Source organism: Viridibacterium curvum (assembly GCF_039544165.1).
Lineage (GTDB): Bacteria > Pseudomonadota > Gammaproteobacteria > Burkholderiales > Rhodocyclaceae > Viridibacterium > Viridibacterium curvum.
Genome location: NZ_BAABLD010000008.1, coordinates 97178 through 120841, shown reverse-complemented (window position 1 = coordinate 120841; position 23664 = coordinate 97178). Strand labels below are relative to the sequence as shown.

Below are 23664 nucleotides of genomic sequence, written 5' to 3'. Positions count from 1 at the left end.
TTTTTCAGGAGGGCTTCAAGGCGAGCAGACGACAAACCTCGTCTGCGATGGCAAGACAGCTGGTCAGGCCGGGTGATTCTATGCCGAAAAGGTTGATGAGCCCCGGCATGCCATGCTTGTCGCAGTGCTGGATCCAGAAGTCGGCCGCAGCATCTCCGGGGCCGCTCAGCTTGGGCCGGATGCCACAGTAGGCGGGCGCCAGTGCGCCCTCGGACAGTGACGGCCAGTACTTGCGGATTTCGGCATAGAAGCCTCGGCTGCGCGCGGGATCGACGCTGTAGTCGATCGCATCGACCCACTGTACATCAGGACCAAAGCGTGCCTGACCACCCATGTCCAGTGTCAGGTGTACGCCCAGTCCGCCAGGCTCCGGCACTGGATAAATCAGACGCGAAAACGGCGCACGCCCGCTCAGCGAATAGTAGTTTCCCTTGGCTAGCCAGGTGTGTGGTATCGCGTTGCCGGAGAGTCCTTCGAGGCGTCGTGCCAGCCCGGGTGCCCAGAGACCCGCCGCGTTGATCACGATCCCGGAAGAAATGAGCATGTCCTCATCGCCGCAGCGCACGTGCAACTGAATCGTATCCGACTCCTTGCGGCCTGCGAGGATCTGACTATGCAGAGCGAGGCTGGCGCCGCCTGCTTCGGCATCTCCCAGCAGTGCCAGCATCAGGGCATGCGAGTCGATGATGCCGGTGGATGGGGAGTACAGTGCGGCCGAGCACTTCAGCTGAGGCTCCATGCTGATGGCTTGCCGCGCCGGGATGACCACTGTATCCGCTACGCCATTCTCGATAGCATGTCGCTGCAACTGCTCCAGCTTCTGTTCGTGCGAATCCTGCGTAGCAACCACCAGCTTGCCGCAGCGTTTGAAGGGGATGCCGCGCGCTTCACAAAATTCATACAGGCGCACACGCCCTTCGGTGCACAGCCGCGATTTGAGTGAGCCGGCGGGATAATAGATTCCGGCGTGGATCACCTCGCTGTTGCGCGAACTGGTCTCCTGTCCGATGCCACCGTGTTGCTCGATGATGATCGTTTCGATGCCGCTTTGCGCCAGCGCACGGGCGCATGCAAGGCCGACGACCCCCGCGCCGATCACGACAGCCCCTGTGTGTTCTCGTTGCATGATGGACTCTGCAAAATCCAGATAGTGAGGTTACATTAACGCTTGGTTTTCCGGTGAGTGATTGACCATTACAGAATGATTGCAACACTTGAACCAAGACTTGCATGTGAAGCTGCCGCGGCCGAGATTCGCGCGCGCGCTGGACAGGATGCCCGCATCGTGTTCGTGTGGGGCAGCTTCAATGTGGTGCATCCGGGGCACCTGCGGCTCCTGAATTTTGCAGCCGAGTGCGGCGACTTTCTTGTAGTCGGCGTTTCCGACGATGGTCGACCGGAGACCTTTCTCCCCGAGCAGTTGCGCCTGGAGGGCGTGCGGGCGATCAGTGCGGTCAACTACAGTTTCGTACTGCGTTGCCCGGCGGAAGTCTTCATTGCCGAGCTCAAGCCTGATGTGGTCGTAAAGGGCAAGGAGCACGAGCAGCACTTCAATCCCGAGCAAGAGGTTGTTGACGCTTATGGCGGGCGGCTTCTGTTCAGCTCGGGCGATGTCCGTTTTTCGTCGCTGGACTTGCTGCAGAAGGAATTGCGCGAGGCGCATTACTCGGCCATCACCAAGCCGCTGGATTTTCCGGAGCGGCATGGTTTCAACTTCGAGCGACTTGCGGGTTACATCAAGCGCTTTGATACTTTGCGGGTGGCAGTCATCGGCGACCTGATCGTCGACGAATACATAACCTGTGATCCACTTGGCATGTCTCAGGAGGATCCAACCATTGTCGTCACGCCGATAAAGAGTGATCTGTTCGTGGGCGGGGCGGGCATTGTTGCCGCGCATGCTCGTGGCCTGGGTGCTCAGGTCGAGTTCTTCGGTATTGCGGGTGTCGATTCGACGGCAGTGTTCGCACAACAGACGCTCGAGTCTTACGAGGTGGCATGTCATCTGATCGCTGACGAGAGTCGTCCGACAACGCTCAAACAACGCTACAGAGCGCGCGGCAAGACTTTGTTGCGTGTCAGCCATCTGCGCCAGCACGACATCAGCCAGGAGCTCATTCGCGACGTGCTGGAGCGTATGCGCCCTGTTATTGAGGCAGCCGATCTGCTTATTTTTTCCGACTTCAATTATGGCTGCCTGCCGCAGGAGCTTGTTGACGCGATTTGTGCTGAGTGCCACAAGTCCGGCGTCATGATGGTGGCCGACAGTCAGGCTTCGTCGCAGATCGGCGATGTCTCACGTTTCAAGGGCATGCGACTCATCACCCCGACCGAACACGAAGCCCGTCTGGCTGTGCGCGACACCAGCGCCGGGTTGGTTGTGTTGGCGGACGCATTGCAGAATCAGTCTCAAGCCGGCAGTGTGTTCATCACGATGGGGGCAGAAGGTCTGCTGATCCATTCTCCCGATACGCCCAGCAATGGATTGGTCACCGATCAGTTGCCCGCCTTCAATGCCGCGCCGAAAGACGTGTCTGGCGCCGGTGATTCGCTCATGATCTGTTCAGCCATGGCGCTCGCTGTCGGGGCCTCCGTCTGGGAGAGCGCATATCTGGGGGCGTTGGCTGCGGCTTGTCAGGTCGGGCGTGTCGGCAACATCCCGCTGCGTAACGAGGAGTTGTTGCAGGAGCTCGCGCAGTGAGGGCTTTGTTGCTCGCTGCGGGTTTCGGCACCCGCTTGCGACCCATTACCGACTCCGTGCCCAAGTGCCTGGTGCGCATCCAGGGCAAGCCATTGTTGCAGTACTGGCTGGACGCCCTGTTGCCGGCGGGCATTGAGCGGGTGCTCGTCAACACGCATTACCTGCCGGGCGTCGTGAATGATTTTGTCGCAGCCTCTCCGTGGCGAGACCGCATCTCCCTGGTGCACGAAGACATCCTGCTGGGTACGGGCGGCACGGTGCTGCGCAACCGTGACTTCTTCGGTCGCGAGGCGTTCATCGTTGCGCATGCAGACAACCTGACGCGCTTTGACGTGGGGGCTTTTCTGGCTGCGCATGCCAATCGTCCTGCGGGGGTGGCGATCACGATGATGAGTTTCGACACCGATGCGCCGCAGAGCTGCGGCATTCTTGAGCTCGATGCTGAAGGCATCGTGCGCGCGTTCCACGAGAAGCAGCCCAACCCGCCGGGCACGCGCGCCAACGCTGCGGTCTACATATTCGAACCCGAAGTCGTTGACTTCATTGCTTCACTGGGCAAGCAGGTGGTCGATCTGAGTCTTGAGGTGTTGCCGCATTATCTGGGGCGGATGCACTGCTTCCATAATGCGGACTACCACCGCGACATCGGCAATCCGGAAAGCCTGCGCCGCGCAGAGCTGGAGTACTGATCGTGACGGCGCGCGTGGCCTGCATCATCGTGAATTACAACTGTGGCGACTGGATTGCGCGCAGTCTGGCATCCATCGCAGCGCAGACGGTTGCACCGTCACGCGTTATCGTCATGGATAACGCCAGCGTTGATGGATCGGCCTTGCGGGCGCAACAGAGTCATCCGCAGTTCGAGTTTCACTTCCTGAAGACCAATACCGGTTTTGCTGTCGCGAACAATCGCGCAGTCGCGATTGCGGACGACTGCGAATGGATTGCACTGGTAAATCCGGATGCCTGTCTGGCGCCGGACTGGCTGGAAAAGTTGCTGGATGCTTCGGCAAGACATCCAGACGCTGCGAGCTTCGCGTCCTGCCTGCTGATGGCGGATGCCCCGGAGCGACTGGATGGCGCCGGTGATGTGATGCATGTCAGCGGGCTGGTCTGGCGTGCGGGACATGGTCGTATGGCATCTGATTCGGATGGCGAGAAGCCCGTGTTCAGCGCCTGTGCCGCCGCTGCACTGTATCGGCGCGAGAGTTTTCTGGCGGCGGGTGGATTTGACGAGAGCTTCTTCTGCTACGTTGAAGACGTGGATCTGGGGTTTAGGCTCCGCCTGGCTGGCGAGTCGTGCTGGTACATCCCTTCTGCGCACGCGCTGCATGCCGGTTCAGTCACAAGTGGTGGCCGGCGCAGTGGCTTCTCGGTGTTTCACGGTCATCGCAACCGGCTTTGGTGCGTGCTGAAGAACATGCCGGCGTCGCTGTTGCCGGCGGTGTTGCCAGCTTTCCTGCTGGCTGATTTCCTGATGTTCCTGCGCTTGTGCGGCGACGGGCATGGTCTGGAATTCCTGCGTGCACGTCTGGCTTCGCTGCGCGCCGTGCCCCGGGTCCTGCATCAACGTCTCCAGGTTCAGCGTCAGTGTCGTGTACGTCCGTCAGAAGTCTGGTCATGGCTGGACAAACGAGTGATCCCTTCACGATGACTGCCCCCACACCTGCCGAACGCGTTTCCGTGCTGATCGTTAACTACAATGCCGGCGCTGGCTTGGCATTGTGTGTACGTTCAACACTGTCACAGGCTGATGAAGTGATCGTGGTTGACAACGCCTCGCACGACGACAGCATGCAGGCCATTCGCGAGCTGGCCAATGAGGACGCGCGCCTTGTGATCATCGCCAATTCAAGCAATCTTGGTTTTGCGCGCGCCTGCAATATCGCGGCCGCAGCTTCGCATGGCGACTACTTGCTCTTTCTGAATCCGGACTGCGTGCTTGCGCCGGACGCGGTGGCCGGCCTGGTGGCCGCCATGCAGGCTGACACGGGGGCAGGTATGGCGGGCGGTCTCCTGCTCAACGCGGACGGTACCGAGCAGGCAGGCGGACGCCGTCTGGTGCCCACTCCCTGGCGGACTTTCGTGCGGGCCTTCGGATTGCGCAGTCTGGCAGATCGCTACCCGCGTCTGTTCAACGGCTACGACCTGCATCGCCAGCCACTGCCGAAGGAGCCGGTTGCGATCGAGGCTATTTCCGGGGCCTGCATGATGGTGCGGCGCGAGGCAATGTGTGACGTTGGCCTGCTTGATGAAGGCTATTTCATGCACTGTGAGGATCTCGACTGGTGCATGCGTTTTCGTCAGAGAGGCTGGCGCGTCCTGTTCGTTCCGTCTGCGCGCGTTACGCATTTCAAAGGTGTGTGCAGCCGTGCGCGACCGGTGTTCGTCGAGTGGCACAAGCATTGCGGAATGGTCAGGTTCTACCGCAGGTTTTTCCGTCATCAGTATCCCGGCGTACTGATGTGGGCGGTGATGCTGGCAGTGTGGCTGCGTTTCGCGGCAGTAAGTTGTGTGCACCTGGCACGCAAGTGGTTCCGGATACGGCCGGCATGACCAAGGTGGCCGTGGCTGGGGCGACGAGCCTGGTCGGGCCGAGCCTGATGGCCGGGCTGAACAGGCTGGGCGTTGCCTCGGTAGCGCTGACGCGTAACATCACCTTGCATGGGGAGCACGACGGTATACGCTGGTGTGCGGCCGGGCAGCAGGGTGAAGCGCCAGTGTGGGTATGCCTCATGCCAATCTGGGGTCTGCCCGAGATCTTCGCGGCCATGCAGTCTGCGGGTGTACGAAGGGTCGTCGCCCTGTCTTCGACCAGTGCGGATTCCAAGCGTAATGCGAGATCAGAGCAAGACAGGCAGCTTGCGCTGGTGCTGGAGCGTGGCGAACAGCAATTGGCCGCTTGGGCCGAGCGCAACGGCGTTGAATGGGTCGTACTGCGCACAACCCTGATCCATGGTGACGGTCGAGATCGGAATGTTGCAGACATCGCCCGCTGGTTGTCGCGCTGGCGACTGTTTCCGCTTGCAGGGGGAGGGCGCGGCCTGCGGCAGCCGTTACATGTTGCCGATGTGGCTGAGGCCTGCTTGCGCCTGATCTCCCGGGAAAGTCTGCCGTGCGGCGTTTTCAATCTGGTGGGCGGTGAGACGCTCAGCTATCGTGAGATGGTGTTGCGGATTGCGAATGCACAGGGTCGGCGTTGCATCATGCTGCCGGTGCCATGCTGGGTGCTGCGTTTTTCTGTGCTCCTGTTGCGCGTTTTGCCGCGTTACCGGCATCTGTCGCCCGATCTTGCAGACCGGATGAATGCGGATCTTGTGTTTGACGGGACGCCTCTGCAGACCTTGCTGGCATGGAAAGCCGGGAACTTCGTTCCGCAGCAGTTAAAATTGCACACTTAGTGGTCCAGGACCTGCCTGGACGTTCTGAAAGCCTATGCGAGTCCTGACCTATATGAAACCTCGTGGCGTGGCGCGTAGCTGGACGGTGTCGGGCTTCGATCTGGCTGCCGTATTGTGTTGCTGGTGTGCGGCCTACCTGCTGCGCTTCAATTTTGCTGTGCCTCCCGATTTCATGCGCCACGGCCTCATGAGCCTGCTGTGGGTGCTGCCGGTCCATGCCGTCATGTTCCGCTATTTCGGGCTTTACAAAGGCATGTGGGTGTTCGCCAGCCTGCCCGATCTCATGCGCATCGTACGGGCCATCGGCGCTTCGATCGCCATCGTCATCGTGGTCGCCACCTTCCTGCGGGGGAACACACCCGTACCGCGTTCGGTGCTGGCCGCATTCCCGATCTTCCTGCTTGTTGCAATGGGCGGCGCCCGCGCCATGTACCGCGCCTGGCGTGAGCATCGCCAGTTTGGTGCGCTGGCGGCCGCCGGCAAACCAGCCTTGCTGATTGGTGGTGGTGACGCGGGTCTCAATGTCATGCGACAGCTGCGCTGCTCGCCTGAGTGGCGATTGGTCGGCGTGCTGGATGACAACGCAAGCAAGCATGGTCGTGAAATGATGGGCCTGCGCGTGCTCGGGCGCGTTGATGAGCTGGCGGCCTGGGCGGCCAAGTTGCAGGCGCGGCACGCCATCATTGCCATGCCCTCGGCTTCGGCGGAGACGCGCAAGCAGATTTTTGCGACCTGTCTCAAGGCGGGGGTGCATCCGCTGGTGGTACCGACCCTGGCCGAGACCATGCGCAGTGGTGAGCGCAGCGCTGCCGAGACCGGCACATTTCGCGAAGTGCGTATGGAAGATCTGCTCGGCCGTGATCCGGTCGCGATTGATTGCCCGTATATCGACAGCATGGTCGGTGGGCGCGTGGTGCTGGTAACCGGTGCCGGCGGCTCCATCGGCTCCGAGCTGTGTCGCCAGCTGGCGCTCTTCCGTCCGGCCCGGCTGATTGCTTACGATGCCAGTGAATTCGCGCTCTACAAGCTCGTGGAAGAGTTTTCTGTGCGGTTTCCCGAGGTGCCAGTCCTGCCCGTGACGGGTGACATACGTGATGCGGCCTGGCTGGACGAGACATTTGCGCGCCATGCCCCTGCACTGGTTTTTCACGCAGCGGCCTACAAGCATGTGCCCTTGATGGAAGACGAGAACGCCTGGCAGGCGATGACCAACAACGTACTGGGCACCTGGCGTGTTGCCAAGGCCGCTGCTGCGCACCGCGTACCGAAGTTCGTGATGGTCTCGACCGACAAGGCGGTCAATCCCACCAATGTGATGGGAGCAACCAAGCGGCTGGCCGAAATGGTCTGCCAGGTCGTGCAGAGCGAGGCGCCGGATACGCAGTTCTGCAGCGTACGTTTCGGCAATGTGCTCGGCAGCAATGGCAGCGTGGTACCCAAGTTCCGCGAGCAGATCGCAGCGGGCGGGCCTGTCACGGTCACGCACCCGGAGATCACGCGCTACTTCATGTCGATTCCGGAAGCTGCCCAGCTCGTACTGCAGGCCGCGACCATGGGCAAGGGCGGCGAGATCTTCGTGCTCGACATGGGGGAGCCCGTGAAGATCACCAATCTTGCGCGCGACATGATCCGCCTCTCTGGTGCCAGCGAAGACAAGATCCGCATCGAGTTCACGGGCCTGCGGCCTGGCGAAAAACTCTACGAAGAATTGCTGGCCGACAACGAACAAACCCTGCCGACGCATCACGAGAAACTGCGTATCGCCCAGGCACGTGCGGCAGACCCCGTGATCATCGAAGAGGTGCTGGCCTGGCTGCGCGCCGGCCGCGTGACCGGTGCGCAGGAAATCAAGCGCGAGCTGCGTCGCTGGGTGCCGGAGTATGCTCCGTACCTGCGACCCAACCTGCAGGTTGTTGGCGCGGGCGAGCGCGCGGCTGAGGGTGGTTGATCAGCTTATGTCTACCTACGTTGTCGGTGACTTGCAGGGTTGTTTCGACCCCTTGCTGAAGCTGCTGGAGACCGCAGGTTTCGATGCGCGTCACGACCGGCTGTGGCTAGTCGGCGATCTCGTCAATCGCGGGGCGCAATCTGCCGAAGTGTTGCGCTTCGTGCGTGATCTGGGCGGCGCTGCCACGGCGGTGCTCGGTAACCACGACCTCTATATGCTGGCTGTTGCTGCCGGCGTGCCAGCCAAGGCGCGCGAGAGTGACACCATCAATGGCGTGCTGACGGCGCCCGACGCCGAGGCACTCATCGACTGGTTGCGACATCTGCCCCTGATGCACGTGGAGGGCCAGAGCGTACTGGTTCATGCCGGTCTGCTGCCCGAGTGGAGCGTGGCGCAAGCGCGTGAATTGGCCGCTGAGGTCGAAGCCGCCTTGCGTGGTGATGCGTGGCGCGAATACCTGCAGCATCTTTTCGGCAACCAGCCCTCGCGCTGGGACGGCGAACTGCGTGGCTGGGACAGGCACCGCATCGTCATCAACGCCATGACGCGCATGCGCTTCCTGACGGCTGACGGCGCTATCGACCTCAAACCCAAGGGCGCGCCTGAACTGGCGGAAAGTGGCTTGATGCCCTGGTATGCCGCACCTGACGCGGCCTGGCGCAGCCACACGCTCTACGTTGGCCACTGGTCGGCACTGGGTGTGCGCGACATGGGCCACGTTGTTGCGCTGGACTCCGGGTGCGTGTGGGGCGGCCAGCTGACGGCCTTCCGCGTCGAAGACCGTGCGACCTTCCAGGTGTCCTGCGAGGCCTGTGGCATTCGCAAGACCAAGGGCGAAGACTGAGCTTCGCCCGGATCAGAGCTCGCCGTTGCGGCGGTTCAGCGAGACGCCCAGCTGCTTGAGCTTGCGGTACAGGTGGGTGCGCTCCAGTCCGGCCTTGTCGGCGACGCGCGTAATGTTGCCGTCCTCAATCTGCAGGTGGTGCTCGAAGTAGAGCCGCTCGAAGGTTTCGCGCGCCTCGCGCAGCGGTTGGTCGAGTGGCAGCGACAGCGCTGTGGTGGCCGTCTGCGAGACGCTGCGCACCGCATCTTCCTGCGAGATCTCTTCCTCCAGTGCGCCCAGGGCCAGCGAGCGGATGGCCGACTTCAAGGCGTGGAATCCGCCGCTCCAGGGGCTGTTGCGCAGGGCGTTGAGAGCGCCAGTCGACAAGGTGCGCGGCGGAATCTCGTTCGCTTCCATCAAGTGCAGCAGGATCTGCTGCGCCATCTCAGGCACTTCATCGCGCAGCTCCAGCAGCGAAGGCGGCACGAGAGAGATTTCGAACAGGCGACGGATCAGGGTGGGGTCCCAGCCTTCGGCCAGCAGTTCGTCCGGATTGCGGTCACTGGCCGCAACCAGGTGCAGGTCGCACTTTTCGAGACGCTCCAGCGCGAAGGCGAGGTTCTTCTGTTGCGCACGGGTCAGTTGCACGATGTTCTCGACGTACAGCATGCCGCCGCGCGCCTGCTCCAGCGTCTGCAGCTCCAGCGGCTGGCTGGAACTGCCGAGATCGATCCAGGTGCTGCCCGGCACCTGCAGGCTGCGGGCGCAGAGTTCGGCCAGCGACCCGGCGCCCACGCGCAGCAGGACGTGGCGAGAACGTGCCGTGATCTGTTCCAGCCGCTTGCGCAAATCGCGCAGCAGCGCCGAGCGCGTGAAAGAGGCGAGGGTCATGTGTGCCCGCGCCCGCGCCGGTTGGCGTTGCAGGCCGCGGCGTACGGCGCTCAGCAGCTTCTGCAGCGCAATCGGTTTTTCAAGGAAGTCGACGGCACCGAAGCGGATCGCCTCAACGGCGGTGTCGATGGTGCCATGACCTGACATCATGATCACGGGCATGGTCAGCAGATGGCCGGCGGCCCACTCCTTCAGCAGGGTGACGCCATCGGTGTCGGGCATCCAGATGTCCAGCAGCACGAGGTCAGGCCGGCCAGCCTGACGCGCGAAGCGCGCTTCGGTGGCGTTGGCAGCCAGCACGACGTCATGACCGTCGTCGCGCAGGATTTCAGAGAGCAGTTCGCGAATGCCGACTTCGTCGTCGACGACCAGAATCTTTGCCACAATCCATCCGTGTGTGTTGAAAAAGCAACGTTGTTTTTTTGCGATAACTGTAGCAGTTCCCAACGTTGCGCGCAGCCGTTCCTCGTCGCATCGACAGCACTTCGTGACGAATGCGCGATTCTGCGCGAATGAAATGGCTTCGCTACGCACCGCTGCGCTACGTGATTACGGCCGTCACCGTTTTCCTGGTGGTGGATTGGTTGCGCTTGCCTGCAGAGCTTGCTGCAGCCCCTGCCGAAACGGCGACGTACGCAGTGTCGTATCAGCCGGACAGGAATGACCGCGTAGTGCTGGAGCGCGACAACGCGCGCAGCCTGTATTTTTCTTGCCGCAAGCTCCCCGCCTTGTGCAAGGCGGCGCAGGTGGCGCGGCTGCCCGACGTGCAGCTCGATATCGTCGAGCCTTCCGTGTGGCAGGGGCGATGGGTGCGTCAGGCAAGTGTGGCGGGGCGCGTCATCGTGGCGGCCGCCAATCAGGAAATCCTGTTCAGCGAGTCACGCACCATCCAGATCTGGCTAAGCGTCTTCTTTGTGGTTTTTTCGGCGTTGCTGTGGGGCGTCAGCATTCTGTCACCGTCGGCCTCGCCTCACGAAGAGCAGGCCTGAGCGTTCAGCCTGGCGGACGACGTGTCGCCAGCCGCGCCGACAAGGCAATCGCGTCGGCTGCCAGCAGATCATCCGGAAATTTGCTGATCAGTCCGTTGAGTACGGCTTGTGCGAGGTCGACCTTGCCGAGACCGCCCAGCGCCTGTGCCGAGTAGTACAGCGCGCGCGGAGTTTGCGCGTCACCCGGATTGCGCACATCGTAGTGGCGCAGTAGCCGCAGGGCCTGCGCATGCTGGCCGGTGCTGTTGGCCTGATGGGCCAGATCCAGCGCGACGGCATTGCTCGGAAAGTACTGGTTGTCGAGCCGGCAGCAATCGCAGGCAACGGACAGTGCGAGCTCCATGCGTTCGGCCGCATGGAGAGCGTTGACGAAGTCGATGCCATGCGCGAGGCCGGCGGTTTTTTGCGTCGGGTCTTCGAGCAGGCGGCGGTGCAGAGCCAGTCGGGCTGCGATGTTGTTGGGCTCCTGAACCACCTTGTTGCGCATCACGCGATGGGCTTCGCCGATCTGATCAAGCGCGGCGCGCAGGCTGTCAGTCAGACCGCTGCGCGTATTGCGTGCGCCGGGGGCCGGGCGATGGCGTGGTGTCACGGGCAGGACCAGTTCGGTCATGGCTTCGTGCAGTTCGGCCTGCAGCGCGTTGAGGCTGCGGTGGCGCAGATCGGTGAGCTGGTTGAAGGCCTGCCACAGGCCGACGAGAACGATGATGCGTGCCAATGGCGCAAGTAGTTGGCGCGTGCCGGCATCGAGACCGATGAGGCTGGCGACAGTGCCGGGTTGGCCGGGCACCCCGCCTTCGGTCAGCAGCAGGGCGAGTACGCCGCAAGCCATCAACCATTGGCCCTGCACGCCCATCAGGGGCAGGCGGCGTTGGGTGGCGGCAAGCTGCAGCGTGCCGGCTGCTACCACCATCATCAGCAGCAGCTGTACCCAGGCCGTGCCGGCCGACGCATCGCCGGGCACGAGAACCACACTGCTGTGCAGAAAGGCCACGATGGCCAGCCACATCACGATCATGCAGAGGCTCCCTTCGTGCTCTTGCGGCTCAGCAGGGCCACGATGCAGAACAGCACTACCAGCGCCATGCGCACGATGCCCGGCAGCACGCCGTCGAGCAGCAGGCCTGATTGCCCGGACAGGGCAAGCAAGGGGAAGACCGGCATCTCCAGCAGGCCAAACAGGCCGAATGCGGGCAGGATCCAGCCGGGACCCTGGAAGTGCTGATCGGCGCGGGTCAGGAAGAGGCTCAGGACGGCCAGCACGAGGGGCAGCAGAAGGGTGATGTCGAGCTTGCCACTGCCGAGCCCGGCGAGGGTGAAGAGTCCGCAAAGACCGGCCACGAAGCACGCGGCAGGTAGCAGGCTGGCCTGGAGGCGGGAGCTGGACTTAGGCATGCAGGAACGGGCCCGAGCAGGGAACAGGGGCGCAGTATATCGCTGCACTGCAAGGCGACCCGTGATGATTGCCCGCATGCACGGGTAATTCCCTAGTGGTCGGGACTGCCAATGGCTTGGGCGGAATGAACCGGCAGACGCACGGCTGGCGCTGGCTCGCGTATCCTCGGTGGATTCCCGTTCGCTGTCTCGCCATGGTCAAGAAAGTCGATGTTTCCGCCGCCGTCATCACCCGTCCCGACGGCCGTTTCCTCCTCGGCCAGCGCGCCGAAGGCACCTTCTACCCCGGCTACTGGGAATTCCCCGGCGGCAAGGTCGAGCCGGGCGAGACGCCGCGCGACGCCCTGGTGCGCGAGTTGTCCGAAGAACTCTCGGTGAGCGTCCGTGAGGCCTGGCCATGGCTGATGCGCGAACATCACTATGAGCACGCCCACGTGCGTCTGCATTTCTTCGAGGTACCGATGTGGGAAGGCGAGCCGTGCGCCCATGTGCATGCCGACCTGCGCTGGCAGCAGGCGGGGGCCTTCACCGTGTCGCCGATGTTGCCGGCCAACGGGCCCATTCTCAAGGCGCTGAGCCTGCCGCGGCGGATGGCGGTGACGCATGCTGGCGAGATCGGCGTCGACGCCCAGCTCGCAGCATTGGATCGCGCACTGGCTGCGGGGTTGCGCTGGGTGCAGGTGCGCGAGCCCTTGCTCGATGCGCCCACCCGTCGCCGCTTCGCCGAAGCCGTACTGGCGCGTTGCCGTGCGGCCGGCGCGCTGGTCGTGCTCAATGGCAGTGCTGATGAGGCGCGCGAGCTCGGCATGGATGGCGTGCACCTGTCCGCTGCTGCGCTGGCGGCGCTTGAGGCCCGCCCGGAACTTGAATGGGTGGGCGCCTCGTGCCACACACGCGAGGAGCTTGAACGCGCCAACGCGCTGACGCTCGACTACGCGGTGCTCGGCGCCATCAAGCCTACAGCGACGCACGCCGACCGGGCCGCGATCGGCTGGGAGCGTTTCCACGCGCTGACGCGCGAGCTGAGCCTGCCCGTCATTGCCATCGGGGGTCTGGGTTTCAACGACTTGCGCGAAGCCCGGCAAGCCGGCGCGCATGGCATCGCCAGCATTCGCGCAGCCTGGGGCGAAGCCCTCTGATCATGAGCCTGCGGCCCGAGGTCGAAGCCTTCCTGCGGCATATCGCCACGCAGCGCCGCCTCAGCCCGAACACCCTGCTTGGGTATCGTCGCGAGCTGCTCGTGTTGCAGGAGATGGCGGGCAGCAAGGCACTTACGCAGCTCGTTGCAGCCGACATCCGTCGCGCTGTGGCAAGACGTCATGCGCAGGGCCTGCAGCCGCGTTCCCTGGCACGCAGCCTGTCGGCCTGGCGCAGCTTCTATCGCTGGCTGGTGCGGCAGGAGCTCGCTACGGCCAACCCCGCACAGGGCGTGCGACCGCCGCGAGCAGGCAGGCCGTTGCCGCGCGCTCTGTCACCCGATCAGGCGGCGGCCCTGCTCGATGGCAAGCCGCAGGATGCTTTCGAGCAGCGCGATCTGGCCATCTTCGAACTCTTCTACTCGTCAGGCTTGCGCCTCGCCGAACTCTCCGGGCTCGATGTCGAGGGCAGCTACGCCGTGGCCGATGGCGAGGTCACAGTATTCGGTAAGCGCAGCAAGACGCGCCGCGTACCGGTCGGTGGCAAGGCGCTGGCCGCGCTCGACGCCTGGCTCAAACTGCGCCCGCAACTGGCCTCGCCCGGTGAGGTGGCCCTGTTCGTCAACACGCGTGGCAAACGCCTGTCGCCGGGGATGATCCGCCAGCGCCTCAAACGCTGGGCCATCCGCCAGGGCCTGCCCGTGCACGTTCATCCGCACATGCTGCGCCACAGCTTCGCCAGCCACATGCTGCAGTCTTCAGGCGATCTGCGCGCCGTACAGGAGCTGCTCGGCCACGCCAGCATCAGCTCAACGCAGATCTATACCCATCTCGATTTCCAGCATCTGGCGAAGGTGTACGACGCAGCTCACCCACGTGCACGAAAATAGGTTGGCGCTGAGCGAAGCCCGACTTGCGCAGTGATACCCGTTGGGCTTCCTGCGTCAGCCCAAGCTACGCAATCATCGATCTTGCGCTGAAGATGACCCCGACCGTAATGACGGCAGACAGCAGCGCGATGACCGAACTGGCCCAAAGCTGTGTGCCGAGACAGAGGTGGTAGCCGACAACGTAGGACGCCACCAGCATGAACAGGATGGACAGCGGGTTCAGTGCCATGAACTTGATCCATGACATGTCACGGAAACCGCCAGCGATCAGGAGCAGGGTCAGCAGCAGGAGGAATGCAGACAGCAAGACGGCAGTGATGGCTTTGCCATAGCCCACCGACACACCTGCAATGGCGTGCGCAACGAGCCTCACGCCGAAAGCGATGGCAAGGCAGCAGGCTGCCGTCAGCAAGACAACACGCAGCGGAGCCACAAAGGCAAACCACAGGAACACAAAGGTCAGCAGGAAGTAATGCATCGTGGAGGTTCCAGTGCGGGGGGATAGGGCGCAAAAGACGCGACCGGAGTCTATCCCGTTGCGATATCTGCAGCATGAAACCTGTACTTGTGTCGGATTTTACGGATGGCGTCTGACGTGGTTCCCGCTTAGCCTTGCCGCATGACCATCTTCCTCCTCCTCATCCCTGACTTCGCCCTGATCCTGCTGGGCAGTGCTTTGCGTCGTTACGCCGGTTTCGCCGATGCCTTCTGGGAGGGGCTGGAGAGGCTGGTTTACTTCGTGTTGTTCCCGTCCATGCTGTTTTTTGCCGTGGCGCGCAGCCACATCGACTTTGCAGCGATGGGGCCCTTGTTTCTCGCTGGCGTGCTGGCCATGGCGGTCGGACTGCTGCTGGGTTTGCTGGCCAAGCCCTGGATGGGGTTGGACGGCCTGCAGTTCGCGTCGCGTGTGCAATGCGCATTCCGCTTCAACACCTACATCGCGATGGCCGTGGCGGGCAAGCTGCATGGCGCAGCGGGCATCACGATGATGGGGGTGTTGTGCGGCGTAATGGCGCCGATTGCCAACCTCGCGGCAGTGAGCCTGCTGGCGCGGCATGGGCAGGGCGGGGTGTTGCGCGAGATCCTGCGTAACCCCTTGATCATCGCGACGGTGCTGGGCCTGCTGTGCAATGTGGCGGGCGTGACGGTGCCGGTGCCGCTGGCAGCCCTGCTGACGCGTTTGTCGGACGCGTCGATTGCGCTGGGCCTGCTGGCAGTTGGCGCTGCGCTCAAGTGGGGCAGCCCTGGCGGGCACAGCTTCGGCCTCGTCTGGCTGGTCGGCGTGAAACTCATGCTGTTGCCGCTGGCGGCATGGTTTTTCGTGCCCTGGCTGGGGCTGACGGGTTTGCCGCGCGACATGGCGGTGCTGTTCGCGGCGCTGCCGACCGCATCGTCGGCCTACATCCTCGCCATGCGCATGGGGGGTGACGGCACCGGCGTGGCCTGGTTGATTTCGGCGACCACCGTGTTGTCGGTGTTCTCGATGACCTTCTGGTTGTCCCTGCTCTAGGACTGCGGCGTCGAGTGCCGCTGAATCCAGCCCAGCCACTGTCCGTGCAGAGCTGGCGAGGCGGCCAGCACGACGCCGCATTTGCGCAAGGGGTCGGCGTACAGCGCACCGCCGCTCAGCGTGCTGGCGCAGCCTCCGGCTTCGGCAAGGATCAGGCGGCCGGCGGCGTAGTCCCATAGCGCTTGCCCGCCGTGCAGGTAGACGTCCAGCCGGCCGGCGGCAACGAAGCACCATTCCAGCGCGCTGGAGCCGAAGTTGCGTTGGGAGTAGTAGGGCTTGTCGCTCACCAGCGCGTCGGCCAGCTTTGGCTCCAGCCGCTTGAAGTCGATGCCGGCCACGGCGGCGGTGAGGGTGCTCGACGGTTTGCGCAGCGGCAAGCGCGTGCCGTTGAGCCAGGCGCCGTCGCCACGGCTGGCGTAGAAGGATTCGTCGGTGATGGGGTTGTAGACGACGCCGAACTGCGTCTCGCCACCGACCAGCCAGGCCACCGAGATGGCGAAGAAGGGGATGCCGTTGGCGAAGTTGGTGGTGCCGTCGATGGGGTCGATGCACCACAGGCCTTCGGTGCCGGCGGCCCAGCAGTCGCGATGCTGGCTGGGGCTCATCTCCTCGCCGATGACGGGGGCATCGAAAAGCTCGGGCAGGCGTTCGGTCAGCGCACGCTGGGTGGCGAGGTCGACGACGGTGACCGAACTGCCGTCTGCTTTGTGCTCGCGGATCGATTTCAGGTAGCGCGGCAGGACGGTTTGCCGCGCCACATCACGGACAATCGACTCCAGTGCGCGTGCGTGCTTGAGTGAAGTCAGGACTCCCTCCATTTGATCGAGCAACCGATGCTGGCGATTTGTTCCTGCGGGCCGGCTCCCGTGGCGGCGACCCGCTGCATGGCTTCGAAAAGTTCGCGGCGGGCGCCCTCGGGCGCTGTCTCGCGGCGCGAAGCATCGAGGCGGCCGCGGTACTGCAGCTGCAGGCCGGCGTTGAAGCCGAAAAAGTCTGGTGTGCAGACGGCGCCATAGGCGGCAGCGACTTCCTGCGACTCGTCGAACACGTAAGGGAAGGGAAATTCGAGCTCTCGCGCCCAGCGCTGCATGTGTTCGGGGCCGTCTTCGGGGTAGGCCTCCACGTCGTTCGACATGATGGCGATGCTGCCGACGCCCAGTGTGGCAAGCTCGCGGCAGTCGCGCACGATGCGGTGGATCACAGCCTTCACGAAGGGGCAGTGATTGCAGATGAACATGACCAGCAGGCCGTTGGGGCCACGCACACTGTCGGGCGTCAGCAGCTTGCCGCTGGCTGGGTCGTGCAGCGAGAAGTCAGGCGCCGGCCGGCCGAAATCACACAGCGGGGTCTCCAGGGCGGGCATGTCCATCTCTCCTTACATTCCCCGTTCAGGGGGAAAAACCGCGAAAATGTCCCTTCACGCGCTGCAGCGCGCTCTCATTCTTTGCTACACAGCCAGCATAGCACCATGGTTCCGCGCTTTTTCTGCCCCCCGTCGCGTTCATTCTCGCTCGCTGAAGGCCGGGTCATGCGCTTGCCGACCGAGCAGGCTCACCACGCGCGCCAGGTGTTGCGGCTGGCCGATGGTGCGCAGGTCGTGCTGTTCGACGGCGAAGGGGGCGAGTACGCTGCGCAATTGCAGATCGAGGGGCGCGACGTGGCGGTGGCTATCGGCCAGCATATGGCCGACGACCGCATGCCGCCGCTGACGATACACATCGTGCAGGGCCTCGCGGTGGGCGACAAGATGGACTGGGTGGTGCAGAAGGGCAGCGAGATCGGCGTGGTCGGCGTGACGCCGGTGGCGGCCGAGCGCAGTGTGCTCAAGCTGGTTGGCGATCGTGCCGCAAAGCGGGTGTCGCATTGGCAGCAGGTGGCGGTCGCCAGTGCCGAGCAATGCGGGCGCAACCGCGTGTTGCAGGTCGGTGAAATCCGCACGCTGGCGACGACGCTGAGCGAGCCCTTCGAGGGCGAGCGCTGGATTCTCGACCCGGATGCCGGTGAGCGCCTGTCGGCCTTGCCTGCACCGGCTGGACCGGTGGCCATCCTGATCGGGCCTGAGGGGGGCTGGAGCCCGACCGAGCTGGCGGCCGCTCATGCGGCGGGTTGCCGGCGCGTGCTGATGGGACCGCGCGTGTTACGGACCGAGACAGCGGGCCTGGCCGTGGCGGCAGCCATGCTGGGGCGCTGGGGCGATTACTGAGGGCATCGGGAACTTCCCGATGGGGCGGGGCGCAGGGTTTGTTCCGCCTGGCGTGATTGAATTGACTTGTAAGGCGTGCGACAGACTCACATGATCCAGTGAGGGGCACGACAGGGAGGATGTCCAAGGGTGGGTGACAGCGAACCGAGAATCTTCAGCGAGAACATGACGGCAGCCGCCCGCATGGGCGATGACGACGCCATCCGTTTTGTCGACTGGGTGCGTGGCGCTGCACCGTACTTCCACGCCTTCCGCGGCAAGACCTTCGTGCTCGCCTTCGGTGGCGAGGTTGCACAGGGCGAACTGCTGCAGGACCTTTGCCACGACGTGAACCTGCTGGCCGCGCTGGGTGTGCGCCTGGTTCTGGTGCACGGCTCGCGGCCGCACATCGAACAGGAGCTGGCGCGGCGCGGTCTCGAATCGAAGTACCACAACGGCCTGCGCGTCACCGATGCGCGTGCGCTCGAAGCAGTGAAGGCCGGCATGGGCATCACCCGTATCGAGATCGAGGCCTGCCTGTCCCAGGGCTTGCCCAACACCCCGATGGCGGGCGCCTGGATGCGCGTGACGGGCGGCAACTTCGTCACCGCCCGGCCGATGGGTGTTGTCGATGGCATCGACATGCACTTCACCGGCTCGGTGCGCAAGGTCATTGCCGAAGAAATCATTGCCGACCTCGATCAGCAGAACGTCGTGCTGATCACGCCGCTGGGCGTGTCGCCCGCCGGCGAGATCTTCAACATGGCGATGGAAGAAGTTGCTGAGGCTGTTGCTGTCGCGATCAAGGCCGAGAAGCTGATCTATCTGTGCGACGCGCCGGGGCTGCTCGATGAAGGCGGCCGGCTCATCGAGGCGATTACGGCCGATGAGGCCGAGCGCATGTTCACCGAAGGCAAAGGCCTCACCGAAGACCTGCACCTGTTCCTGCCGCGTGCGATCCGCTCCGTGCGCAAGGGCGTGGCACGTGCCCACCTCATCGACCGCGACAAGGATGGCGGCCTGCTGCTCGAATTCTTCACCCGCCAGGGCGTTGGCACCATGGTCACGCGTGATCCGCTGCATCGCCTGCGCGACGCCAACATCGACGATGTGGCGTCCTTGGTCTCGATGATTGCACCACTGGAGGCTGACGGTACTTTGGTGCGGCGGCCGCGCGAGCTGCTGGAGCAGGAGATCGAGCGCTTCACGCTGGCCGAGAACGACGGCATGGTCGTAGGCTGCGTCGCGCTCAACCCGTTCCGCGAAGACGGCATGGGCGAGATGGCCTGTCTCGCCGTCACAGCGGAGTACCGCCGTGCCGGTTTGGGTGAGCGCCTGCTGCAGCACGTCGAGCAGCGCGCGCGTGCTCAGGGCCTGACGAAACTCTTCGTGCTCACGACACGGACCGAACACTGGTTCCGCGAACGCGGCTTCGCCGAGGTGGGCCCTGAGGCTTTGCCGGGTCGCAAACGTGATCTCTACAACTTCCAGCGCCGGTCCAAGGTGCTGATGAAGTCGCTCTGAGCCGACTCCGCCATGTCCAGCGCGCGTCGCAACGTTTCCCAACCCCATCTGCCCAAGCCGGCAGGACGCTGGACGGTGTTGAGCCGCTTGTTGGTGGGGGTTGCCGTTGTGCTCGCTGCTGTGGTGGTATGGGTATCCCATCTGGCCGACTCATCGCCGCTGGTCGAGGCCCTGCTGCTTGCTGCGCTGATGGGTGTGATGCTGTGGGGCGCGTTCCGTCTTGCCAATCAACGCGCCACGGCGCGGGTGGCCGAGTTGCACGAGAGCATCCTGCACGCCATTCGTACGCAGAGTACGCCGCAGTTGCCGGCCAATGCTGGCGGCAGCATCGACGCACTGGGCGAGAGCATTCTCGAACTTGTCTCACGCGCGGGCGAGCGCATCGAAAAACTGCGTGATGAGACCGACTGGTACCGACAGATTGCCGATGACGCCATCGGCATTGAGGCCTTCTTCTCGCCACGCGGTCGGCTGTTGTGGCTGAGTCCGTCGACCGAAGCTGTCACGGGTTACTCGCTCGCCGAGTGTTTTGACTCGCGCGACATCATTGATCTGTGGGTCTATGCCAAAGACCGTTCCTTGATGAAGGAGCTCGCGCGGCGCGGCCTGGATGGCGAAGAGCGCGAAGGGCACGAGTTGCGCATGCAGCACCGCGACGGCCGACTGACCTGGTTCTCTTGTCGCTGGAGCGTGCGTCGCGATGACGATGGACGCATCACCGGCGTGCGTTTCTCGGCGCAGGACATCCAGCGCCGCAAGGATGTCGAGCTCAAGCTGCTTGAAACCGTGGCCGCCCTGCGTCGCACGCAGGCGCTCAAGGAGCATTACCTCAAGCGCAGCAACGACGAGAAGATGCGGCTGTCGTCCCTGCTCGACACGGTGGCGCAAGGCATCCTGTTCGTCGATCGCGACCGTCGCGTTGTCTACATCAACCAGCCCTGCATCGAGATGTGGATGCTGTCCTCGCGCGACGCCGTGGTCGGGACGCGCGATGAGCAGATCATTGCCGAAACCGCCGGTTTGCGCGCCAACGACGCGGCCTACATGCGCCATGTTGAAGAAGTCATCGCTTCGCGTCAGAACAGCGAGGCCTGGGATATCGAGCTTACCGATGGCCGCATCATCAGTGAGGTATCGTCCGTCGTCCCGTCATCTGATGGCACGCAGTCCATCGGCCGTGTGTGGGTGTTCGAAGACGTCACCGCTGCGCGGCTGGCTGAGCGTCGCCTCACTGATCTTGCCGAGCGCGATCCGCTCACCGGTCTTTACAACCGCCGTCGCTTCGTCGAAGAGCTGGAGCGTCGCATTGCCGATGCCGAGCGACGCGGCGAAGAGCTGGGACTCATCAGCTTCGACCTCGACGGCTTCAAGGCCATCAATGACACCTTCGGCCACCAGGCCGGTGACGAAGTCCTGATGCAGCTGTCGACCGAGATCGGCTCCATCGTCCGCCGTAACGAACTGTTCTTCCGTCTGGGTGGCGACGAGTTCGCCATCCTGGCTTCCAATGCCGACATCGACCGCATGGTACAACTCTCGCGCCGCGTGCTGGCTCGCGTCAGCGACATGCATTTCGACTTCGGCGGCGTCGAAGCTGCCATTACCGTCAGCATCGGCATCGCGTCAGTGCCCTGGCACGCGCGCGACACCGATGCCCTCATCGCGGCCGCCGACCGCGCCATGTACCAGGCCAAGATGCGCGGCAAGAACCGCTGCGAAGTTGCCGAACCCCTGCACTCATGAACACCCGTACCGTCAATTGCCCCACCTGCAGCAAACCCGTCGAATGGAAGCCCGAAAGCCGCTTCCGCCCCTTCTGTTCAGAGCGCTGCAAGCTCATCGATATAGGCGCTTGGGCGTCTGACACTTATCGCGTGCCGGGTGCGGAGCCTGATCCGGGGCAGGATATGGAAGAGCCCAAGGCGTAGGGCTTGCGCGCGCAGCATACGAGCGCATGATATGTAGACGTGTTTAAGCGCCCATTTTGTTGCGCCAGTTGTATACCGCCTGCTCTAACTCAGAAGCAAAGATCTTCATGTCCCCGTTCGCAGCTTCCCAGCGACCGACGATGCGCGCGATTTCCTTTGGCTCTCGTTGAAGACTATCGGCAAGCGTCGCGTAGCGTTGCTTGATGATATTCGTCGGTTTGTCAGAAGCGTTTTCGAATGATTGCCGCAAGCTGCGTAGCAGCTCAGCCAGCCCCGGCGCCCCTAATTCTTCGACATATTGAGTTGCGCGTCGTTCCAGTGCGACGTAGATCCAGTCTTCTGGCGGGGTTTCGCCAGGGAGAAAAAGCGGACTCATCGTGCGATTGAATCGTTGCGCAGCTTGCTGCACCGCTGGCTCCACACCGCGTGCATCACCGTCAAGCACCAGTACGAATTCATCCAGCAATTGAAACTTTCCGAGCGTTTCCACGTGTTGCGGAAACTGATCCTTACCGGTGTCCCGGCCTACCGTTACGTCGTCTGGGGTGAGATTTAGGCGCGGATTCAATACATCTAGTACACCCAGAATCAATCCTTCTGCCACTTCGTCTTCGCAGAGGATAGAAAGCTTGTCTTGCGATTGACCATAGAAGGCGCGCTGAAAAATGTCTCGGTAAGGCGGTTGAACATGTACGTTGCCATGAGTCCTCTCCAAGAAGATACGCCCTTCCGGTGGCACGCTCTCCAGCACCACTGGGCTGTGTGAGGTCACGATCACTTGCAAATTATTGCGCAGGGCAAGGCGCTGCAGCTCCAGCATCACTTGCTGCTGCGTGTGAGGATGAAGCCCTGCTTCAATTTCGTCGATCAGGATCAGTGCGTCATGTAAGCGAGAAATATCCTTTGAGATTCTTAGCAAAGCTCTCTCGCCAGCAGACATATGGAATTCTGAGTAAGCGGACCCTGTGTCTTCACGGTCTGCAAACAAGAGGTCTTTACCTTTGAGCTGTAACAGCTTCAGACCCCGATACTTGAATGGCAGTACTCGATGTGCAAATGCAACTAGATCGGCGTCTAGTTCATGCTGTTCGAAATTTTTAGAACCAATCTGAAGAATGCTGCGTACTTCTGATGGGCTTGTAAGGTTTGCCAGCGTCCGAAGATAGATATTCCTTTGGGGTTGCGCAGCCTCCTTGCGCCCCATAAAGCTCTTGCTCCAGCTCTTCCCACGTCGCCAAGTCATGCCTAGGCGAGAGCCGTTTTCCGCGAAGTAGTATTCGAATGACGGCGACCCTAATTGGTCGGAAAGCGAGGGAGATTTCAGATTTGGGAAGAGCACCGCAGGACTGTAGTCACGGCTTTCCGATACGTCGTAAGCGCAAGCGCAAGCAAACAGAACTGTGGATTTGCCGCACCCGTTCGGGCCCGCGACAACCGATACCGGATACCCAAAGCTGACGGGTAGTTCAGCAATCCCGCGCAGGTTGCGCAAAAGCACTGACTCCAAAAACTTTGGCATGTGCGTCTTTTTCGCACGCAACTGATCCCACACCTGTTGAAGATTACGACGCAGTAGGCTCATATTCATCCTTTGCTTCAGATTGGCAAAGTGCACGGCATTGTGCGGAGATCGGCATATCAATTTTGAGAGTTAAACACGGCCGCATTTTTTGCGGGCTCAACCCACATACCGCAACACCGCCGCACTCACCAGATCCCCAATCCGTTCCACGTACAGCGTGCCCATCTCGGCAAAGAAGCGTTGCGGGTCTTCGCTGCCGAGGGCGAGCATGCCGAAGACCTGGGCGTCGCGGCGGAGGGGAATCAGTGCCCAGGAGCGCAGCTTGTCAGCGTCTTCGCCGAACCATTCGAGGATTTCGCCAGCTGTGGCAGGGCCGCAGCGTGGGTGTTGCAGGTCGGCGGCTTCGAATCGCAAGGCTTCGCTGACTTCGACGAACTCGGGCAGGGGGCGCTTGAGGATGCTGTTCCAGATGCGCAGCTGAACGTGCGGTACGGCGAAGTCTTCGAGCAGGTGGGTGTAGAGCGACTGGCTGGAGGATTCGAAACTCTCGGAGCGCAGCAGGCTCAGTGTGAGGCGGTGCACCTTGGTGGAGATGGCGTCGTTCTCTTCACCAAAGCCGACGAGCTCGGAGAGCTTGGCCTGCAGCTGGCTGTTCTTCTCGCGCAGCGTGGCGATCTGACGTTCGGTCAGCGAGATGGCGGCGCCGGTGTCGTGCGGGACGTTGAGTTCGGCGAGCAGGTCGGGGTGCTCGGCGAAGAAGTCGGGGTTGTCTTGCAGGAAGTTGAGGACGTCTTGGGCGTTCATGGGCGAGGCTCCAGAAGAGT

24 protein-coding genes are annotated in these 23664 nt (G+C 62.8%); 15 read left to right on the top strand and 9 right to left on the bottom strand.

Annotation, left to right across the window (positions count from 1 at the left end):
* Positions 1-4: 4 nt before the first annotated feature.
* Positions 5-1126, bottom strand: coding sequence for an NAD(P)/FAD-dependent oxidoreductase (locus ABEA02_RS08250; protein ID WP_345532418.1), 1122 nt, complete (start codon positions 1124-1126; stop codon positions 5-7).
* Positions 1127-1201: 75 nt separating this feature from the next.
* Between ABEA02_RS08250 and ABEA02_RS08245 the strand changes: the two genes are divergently transcribed.
* From ABEA02_RS08245 to ABEA02_RS08215, 7 genes are read left to right on the top strand one after another with little or no spacing between them, the layout of a single operon-like run.
* A complete protein-coding gene (locus ABEA02_RS08245; RefSeq protein WP_345532417.1) occupies positions 1202-2701 on the top strand; it encodes a PfkB family carbohydrate kinase in 1500 nt (499 codons plus the stop codon).
* Positions 2698-3390 (top strand): nucleotidyltransferase family protein, encoded by a 693-nt coding sequence (locus tag ABEA02_RS08240; RefSeq protein ID WP_345532416.1) that lies wholly within the window; start codon positions 2698-2700, stop codon positions 3388-3390. The genes ABEA02_RS08245 and ABEA02_RS08240 overlap by 4 nt, the downstream gene beginning before the upstream one ends.
* Positions 3391-3392: 2 nt before the next feature.
* A complete protein-coding gene (locus tag ABEA02_RS08235) occupies positions 3393-4355 on the top strand; it encodes a glycosyltransferase family 2 protein (protein ID WP_345532415.1) in 963 nt (320 codons plus the stop codon).
* Positions 4322-5257 carry a glycosyltransferase family 2 protein gene (locus ABEA02_RS08230; protein WP_345532414.1) on the top strand — a complete coding sequence of 312 codons (936 nt, stop codon included), beginning with the start codon at positions 4322-4324 and terminating at the stop codon, positions 5255-5257. The genes ABEA02_RS08235 and ABEA02_RS08230 overlap by 34 nt, the downstream gene beginning before the upstream one ends.
* The gene (locus ABEA02_RS08225; protein ID WP_345532413.1) at positions 5254-6102 is read left to right on the top strand and encodes an NAD-dependent epimerase/dehydratase family protein; all 849 of its coding nucleotides are present in this window, start codon (positions 5254-5256) and stop codon (positions 6100-6102) included. The genes ABEA02_RS08230 and ABEA02_RS08225 overlap by 4 nt, the downstream gene beginning before the upstream one ends.
* Before the next feature lie 52 nt (positions 6103-6154).
* Positions 6155-8050: a polysaccharide biosynthesis protein gene (locus ABEA02_RS08220; protein WP_345532412.1), complete on the top strand. Its 1896-nt coding sequence runs from the start codon at positions 6155-6157 to the stop codon at positions 8048-8050.
* A gap of 7 nt (positions 8051-8057) precedes the next feature.
* Positions 8058-8894, top strand: a complete 837-nt coding sequence (locus ABEA02_RS08215) for a symmetrical bis(5'-nucleosyl)-tetraphosphatase (RefSeq protein ID WP_345532411.1) — start codon at positions 8058-8060, stop codon at positions 8892-8894.
* Positions 8895-8906: 12 nt separating this feature from the next.
* Here ABEA02_RS08215 and ABEA02_RS08210 read toward each other — a convergent pair whose 3' ends face one another.
* Positions 8907-10148 carry a sigma-54-dependent transcriptional regulator gene (locus ABEA02_RS08210; protein ID WP_345532410.1) on the bottom strand — a complete coding sequence of 414 codons (1242 nt, stop codon included), beginning with the start codon at positions 10146-10148 and terminating at the stop codon, positions 8907-8909.
* A gap of 128 nt (positions 10149-10276) precedes the next feature.
* On the opposite strand from ABEA02_RS08210, the gene ABEA02_RS08205 reads away from it, so the two are divergent.
* Positions 10277-10753 carry a hypothetical protein gene (locus tag ABEA02_RS08205; RefSeq protein ID WP_345532409.1) on the top strand — a complete coding sequence of 159 codons (477 nt, stop codon included), beginning with the start codon at positions 10277-10279 and terminating at the stop codon, positions 10751-10753.
* A 4-nt stretch (positions 10754-10757) separates the two neighbouring features.
* Here the strand turns inward: ABEA02_RS08205 and ABEA02_RS08200 are convergent, their stop codons facing one another.
* Both ABEA02_RS08200 and ABEA02_RS08195 read right to left on the bottom strand, forming a co-directional pair.
* Entirely contained in the window at positions 10758-11771 is a 1014-nt protein-coding gene (locus ABEA02_RS08200; RefSeq protein WP_345532408.1) for a tetratricopeptide repeat protein, read from the bottom strand.
* Positions 11768-12148 (bottom strand): hypothetical protein, encoded by a 381-nt coding sequence (locus ABEA02_RS08195; RefSeq protein WP_345532407.1) that lies wholly within the window; start codon positions 12146-12148, stop codon positions 11768-11770. The genes ABEA02_RS08200 and ABEA02_RS08195 overlap by 4 nt, the downstream gene beginning before the upstream one ends.
* Positions 12149-12342: 194 nt before the next feature.
* On the opposite strand from ABEA02_RS08195, the gene ABEA02_RS08190 reads away from it, so the two are divergent.
* Together ABEA02_RS08190 and xerC are read left to right on the top strand one after the other, a co-directional pair.
* A complete protein-coding gene (locus tag ABEA02_RS08190) occupies positions 12343-13287 on the top strand; it encodes a Nudix family hydrolase (protein ID WP_345532405.1) in 945 nt (314 codons plus the stop codon).
* A gap of 2 nt (positions 13288-13289) precedes the next feature.
* Positions 13290-14174: a tyrosine recombinase XerC gene (gene xerC, locus ABEA02_RS08185; protein ID WP_345532404.1), complete on the top strand. Its 885-nt coding sequence runs from the start codon at positions 13290-13292 to the stop codon at positions 14172-14174.
* A 64-nt stretch (positions 14175-14238) separates the two neighbouring features.
* On the opposite strand, the gene ABEA02_RS08180 is transcribed toward xerC, so the two are convergent.
* The gene (locus tag ABEA02_RS08180; RefSeq protein ID WP_345532403.1) at positions 14239-14652 is read right to left on the bottom strand and encodes a hypothetical protein; all 414 of its coding nucleotides are present in this window, start codon (positions 14650-14652) and stop codon (positions 14239-14241) included.
* A gap of 141 nt (positions 14653-14793) precedes the next feature.
* On the opposite strand from ABEA02_RS08180, the gene ABEA02_RS08175 reads away from it, so the two are divergent.
* Positions 14794-15684 carry an AEC family transporter gene (locus tag ABEA02_RS08175; protein WP_345532402.1) on the top strand — a complete coding sequence of 297 codons (891 nt, stop codon included), beginning with the start codon at positions 14794-14796 and terminating at the stop codon, positions 15682-15684.
* Here the strand turns inward: ABEA02_RS08175 and ABEA02_RS08170 are convergent.
* Together ABEA02_RS08170 and ABEA02_RS08165 are read right to left on the bottom strand one after the other, a co-directional pair.
* Positions 15681-16502, bottom strand: a complete 822-nt coding sequence (locus ABEA02_RS08170) for an inositol monophosphatase family protein (RefSeq protein ID WP_345532401.1) — start codon at positions 16500-16502, stop codon at positions 15681-15683. The genes ABEA02_RS08175 and ABEA02_RS08170 overlap by 4 nt on opposite strands.
* Complete coding sequence (locus ABEA02_RS08165; RefSeq protein ID WP_345532400.1) at positions 16487-17047, bottom strand: thioredoxin family protein; 561 nt, start codon at positions 17045-17047, stop codon at positions 16487-16489. Before ABEA02_RS08165 ends, ABEA02_RS08170 begins: the two co-directional genes overlap by 16 nt.
* Positions 17048-17212: 165 nt before the next feature.
* Here ABEA02_RS08165 and ABEA02_RS08160 point away from each other — a divergent pair, with 165 nt between their 5' ends.
* The 4 genes from ABEA02_RS08160 (at position 17213) to yacG (ending at position 21318) form a co-directional block, all read left to right on the top strand.
* A complete protein-coding gene (locus ABEA02_RS08160) occupies positions 17213-17887 on the top strand; it encodes a 16S rRNA (uracil(1498)-N(3))-methyltransferase (protein ID WP_425584670.1) in 675 nt (224 codons plus the stop codon).
* Between the two features lie 165 nt (positions 17888-18052).
* Positions 18053-19390, top strand: coding sequence for an amino-acid N-acetyltransferase (gene argA / locus ABEA02_RS08155; protein WP_345532398.1), 1338 nt, complete (start codon positions 18053-18055; stop codon positions 19388-19390).
* Between the two features lie 12 nt (positions 19391-19402).
* Positions 19403-21133, top strand: coding sequence for a sensor domain-containing diguanylate cyclase (locus ABEA02_RS08150; protein WP_345532397.1), 1731 nt, complete (start codon positions 19403-19405; stop codon positions 21131-21133).
* Positions 21130-21318 carry a DNA gyrase inhibitor YacG gene (yacG, locus tag ABEA02_RS08145; protein WP_345532396.1) on the top strand — a complete coding sequence of 63 codons (189 nt, stop codon included), beginning with the start codon at positions 21130-21132 and terminating at the stop codon, positions 21316-21318. Before ABEA02_RS08150 ends, yacG begins: the two co-directional genes overlap by 4 nt.
* Positions 21319-21361: 43 nt before the next feature.
* Here the strand turns inward: yacG and ABEA02_RS08140 are convergent, their stop codons facing one another.
* Together ABEA02_RS08140 and ABEA02_RS08135 are read right to left on the bottom strand one after the other, a co-directional pair.
* Positions 21362-22906 (bottom strand): AAA family ATPase, encoded by a 1545-nt coding sequence (locus ABEA02_RS08140; protein ID WP_345532395.1) that lies wholly within the window; start codon positions 22904-22906, stop codon positions 21362-21364.
* Positions 22907-22996: 90 nt separating this feature from the next.
* A complete protein-coding gene (locus tag ABEA02_RS08135; RefSeq protein WP_345532394.1) occupies positions 22997-23644 on the bottom strand; it encodes a DUF484 family protein in 648 nt (215 codons plus the stop codon).
* Between the last annotated feature and the right edge of the window lie 20 nt (positions 23645-23664).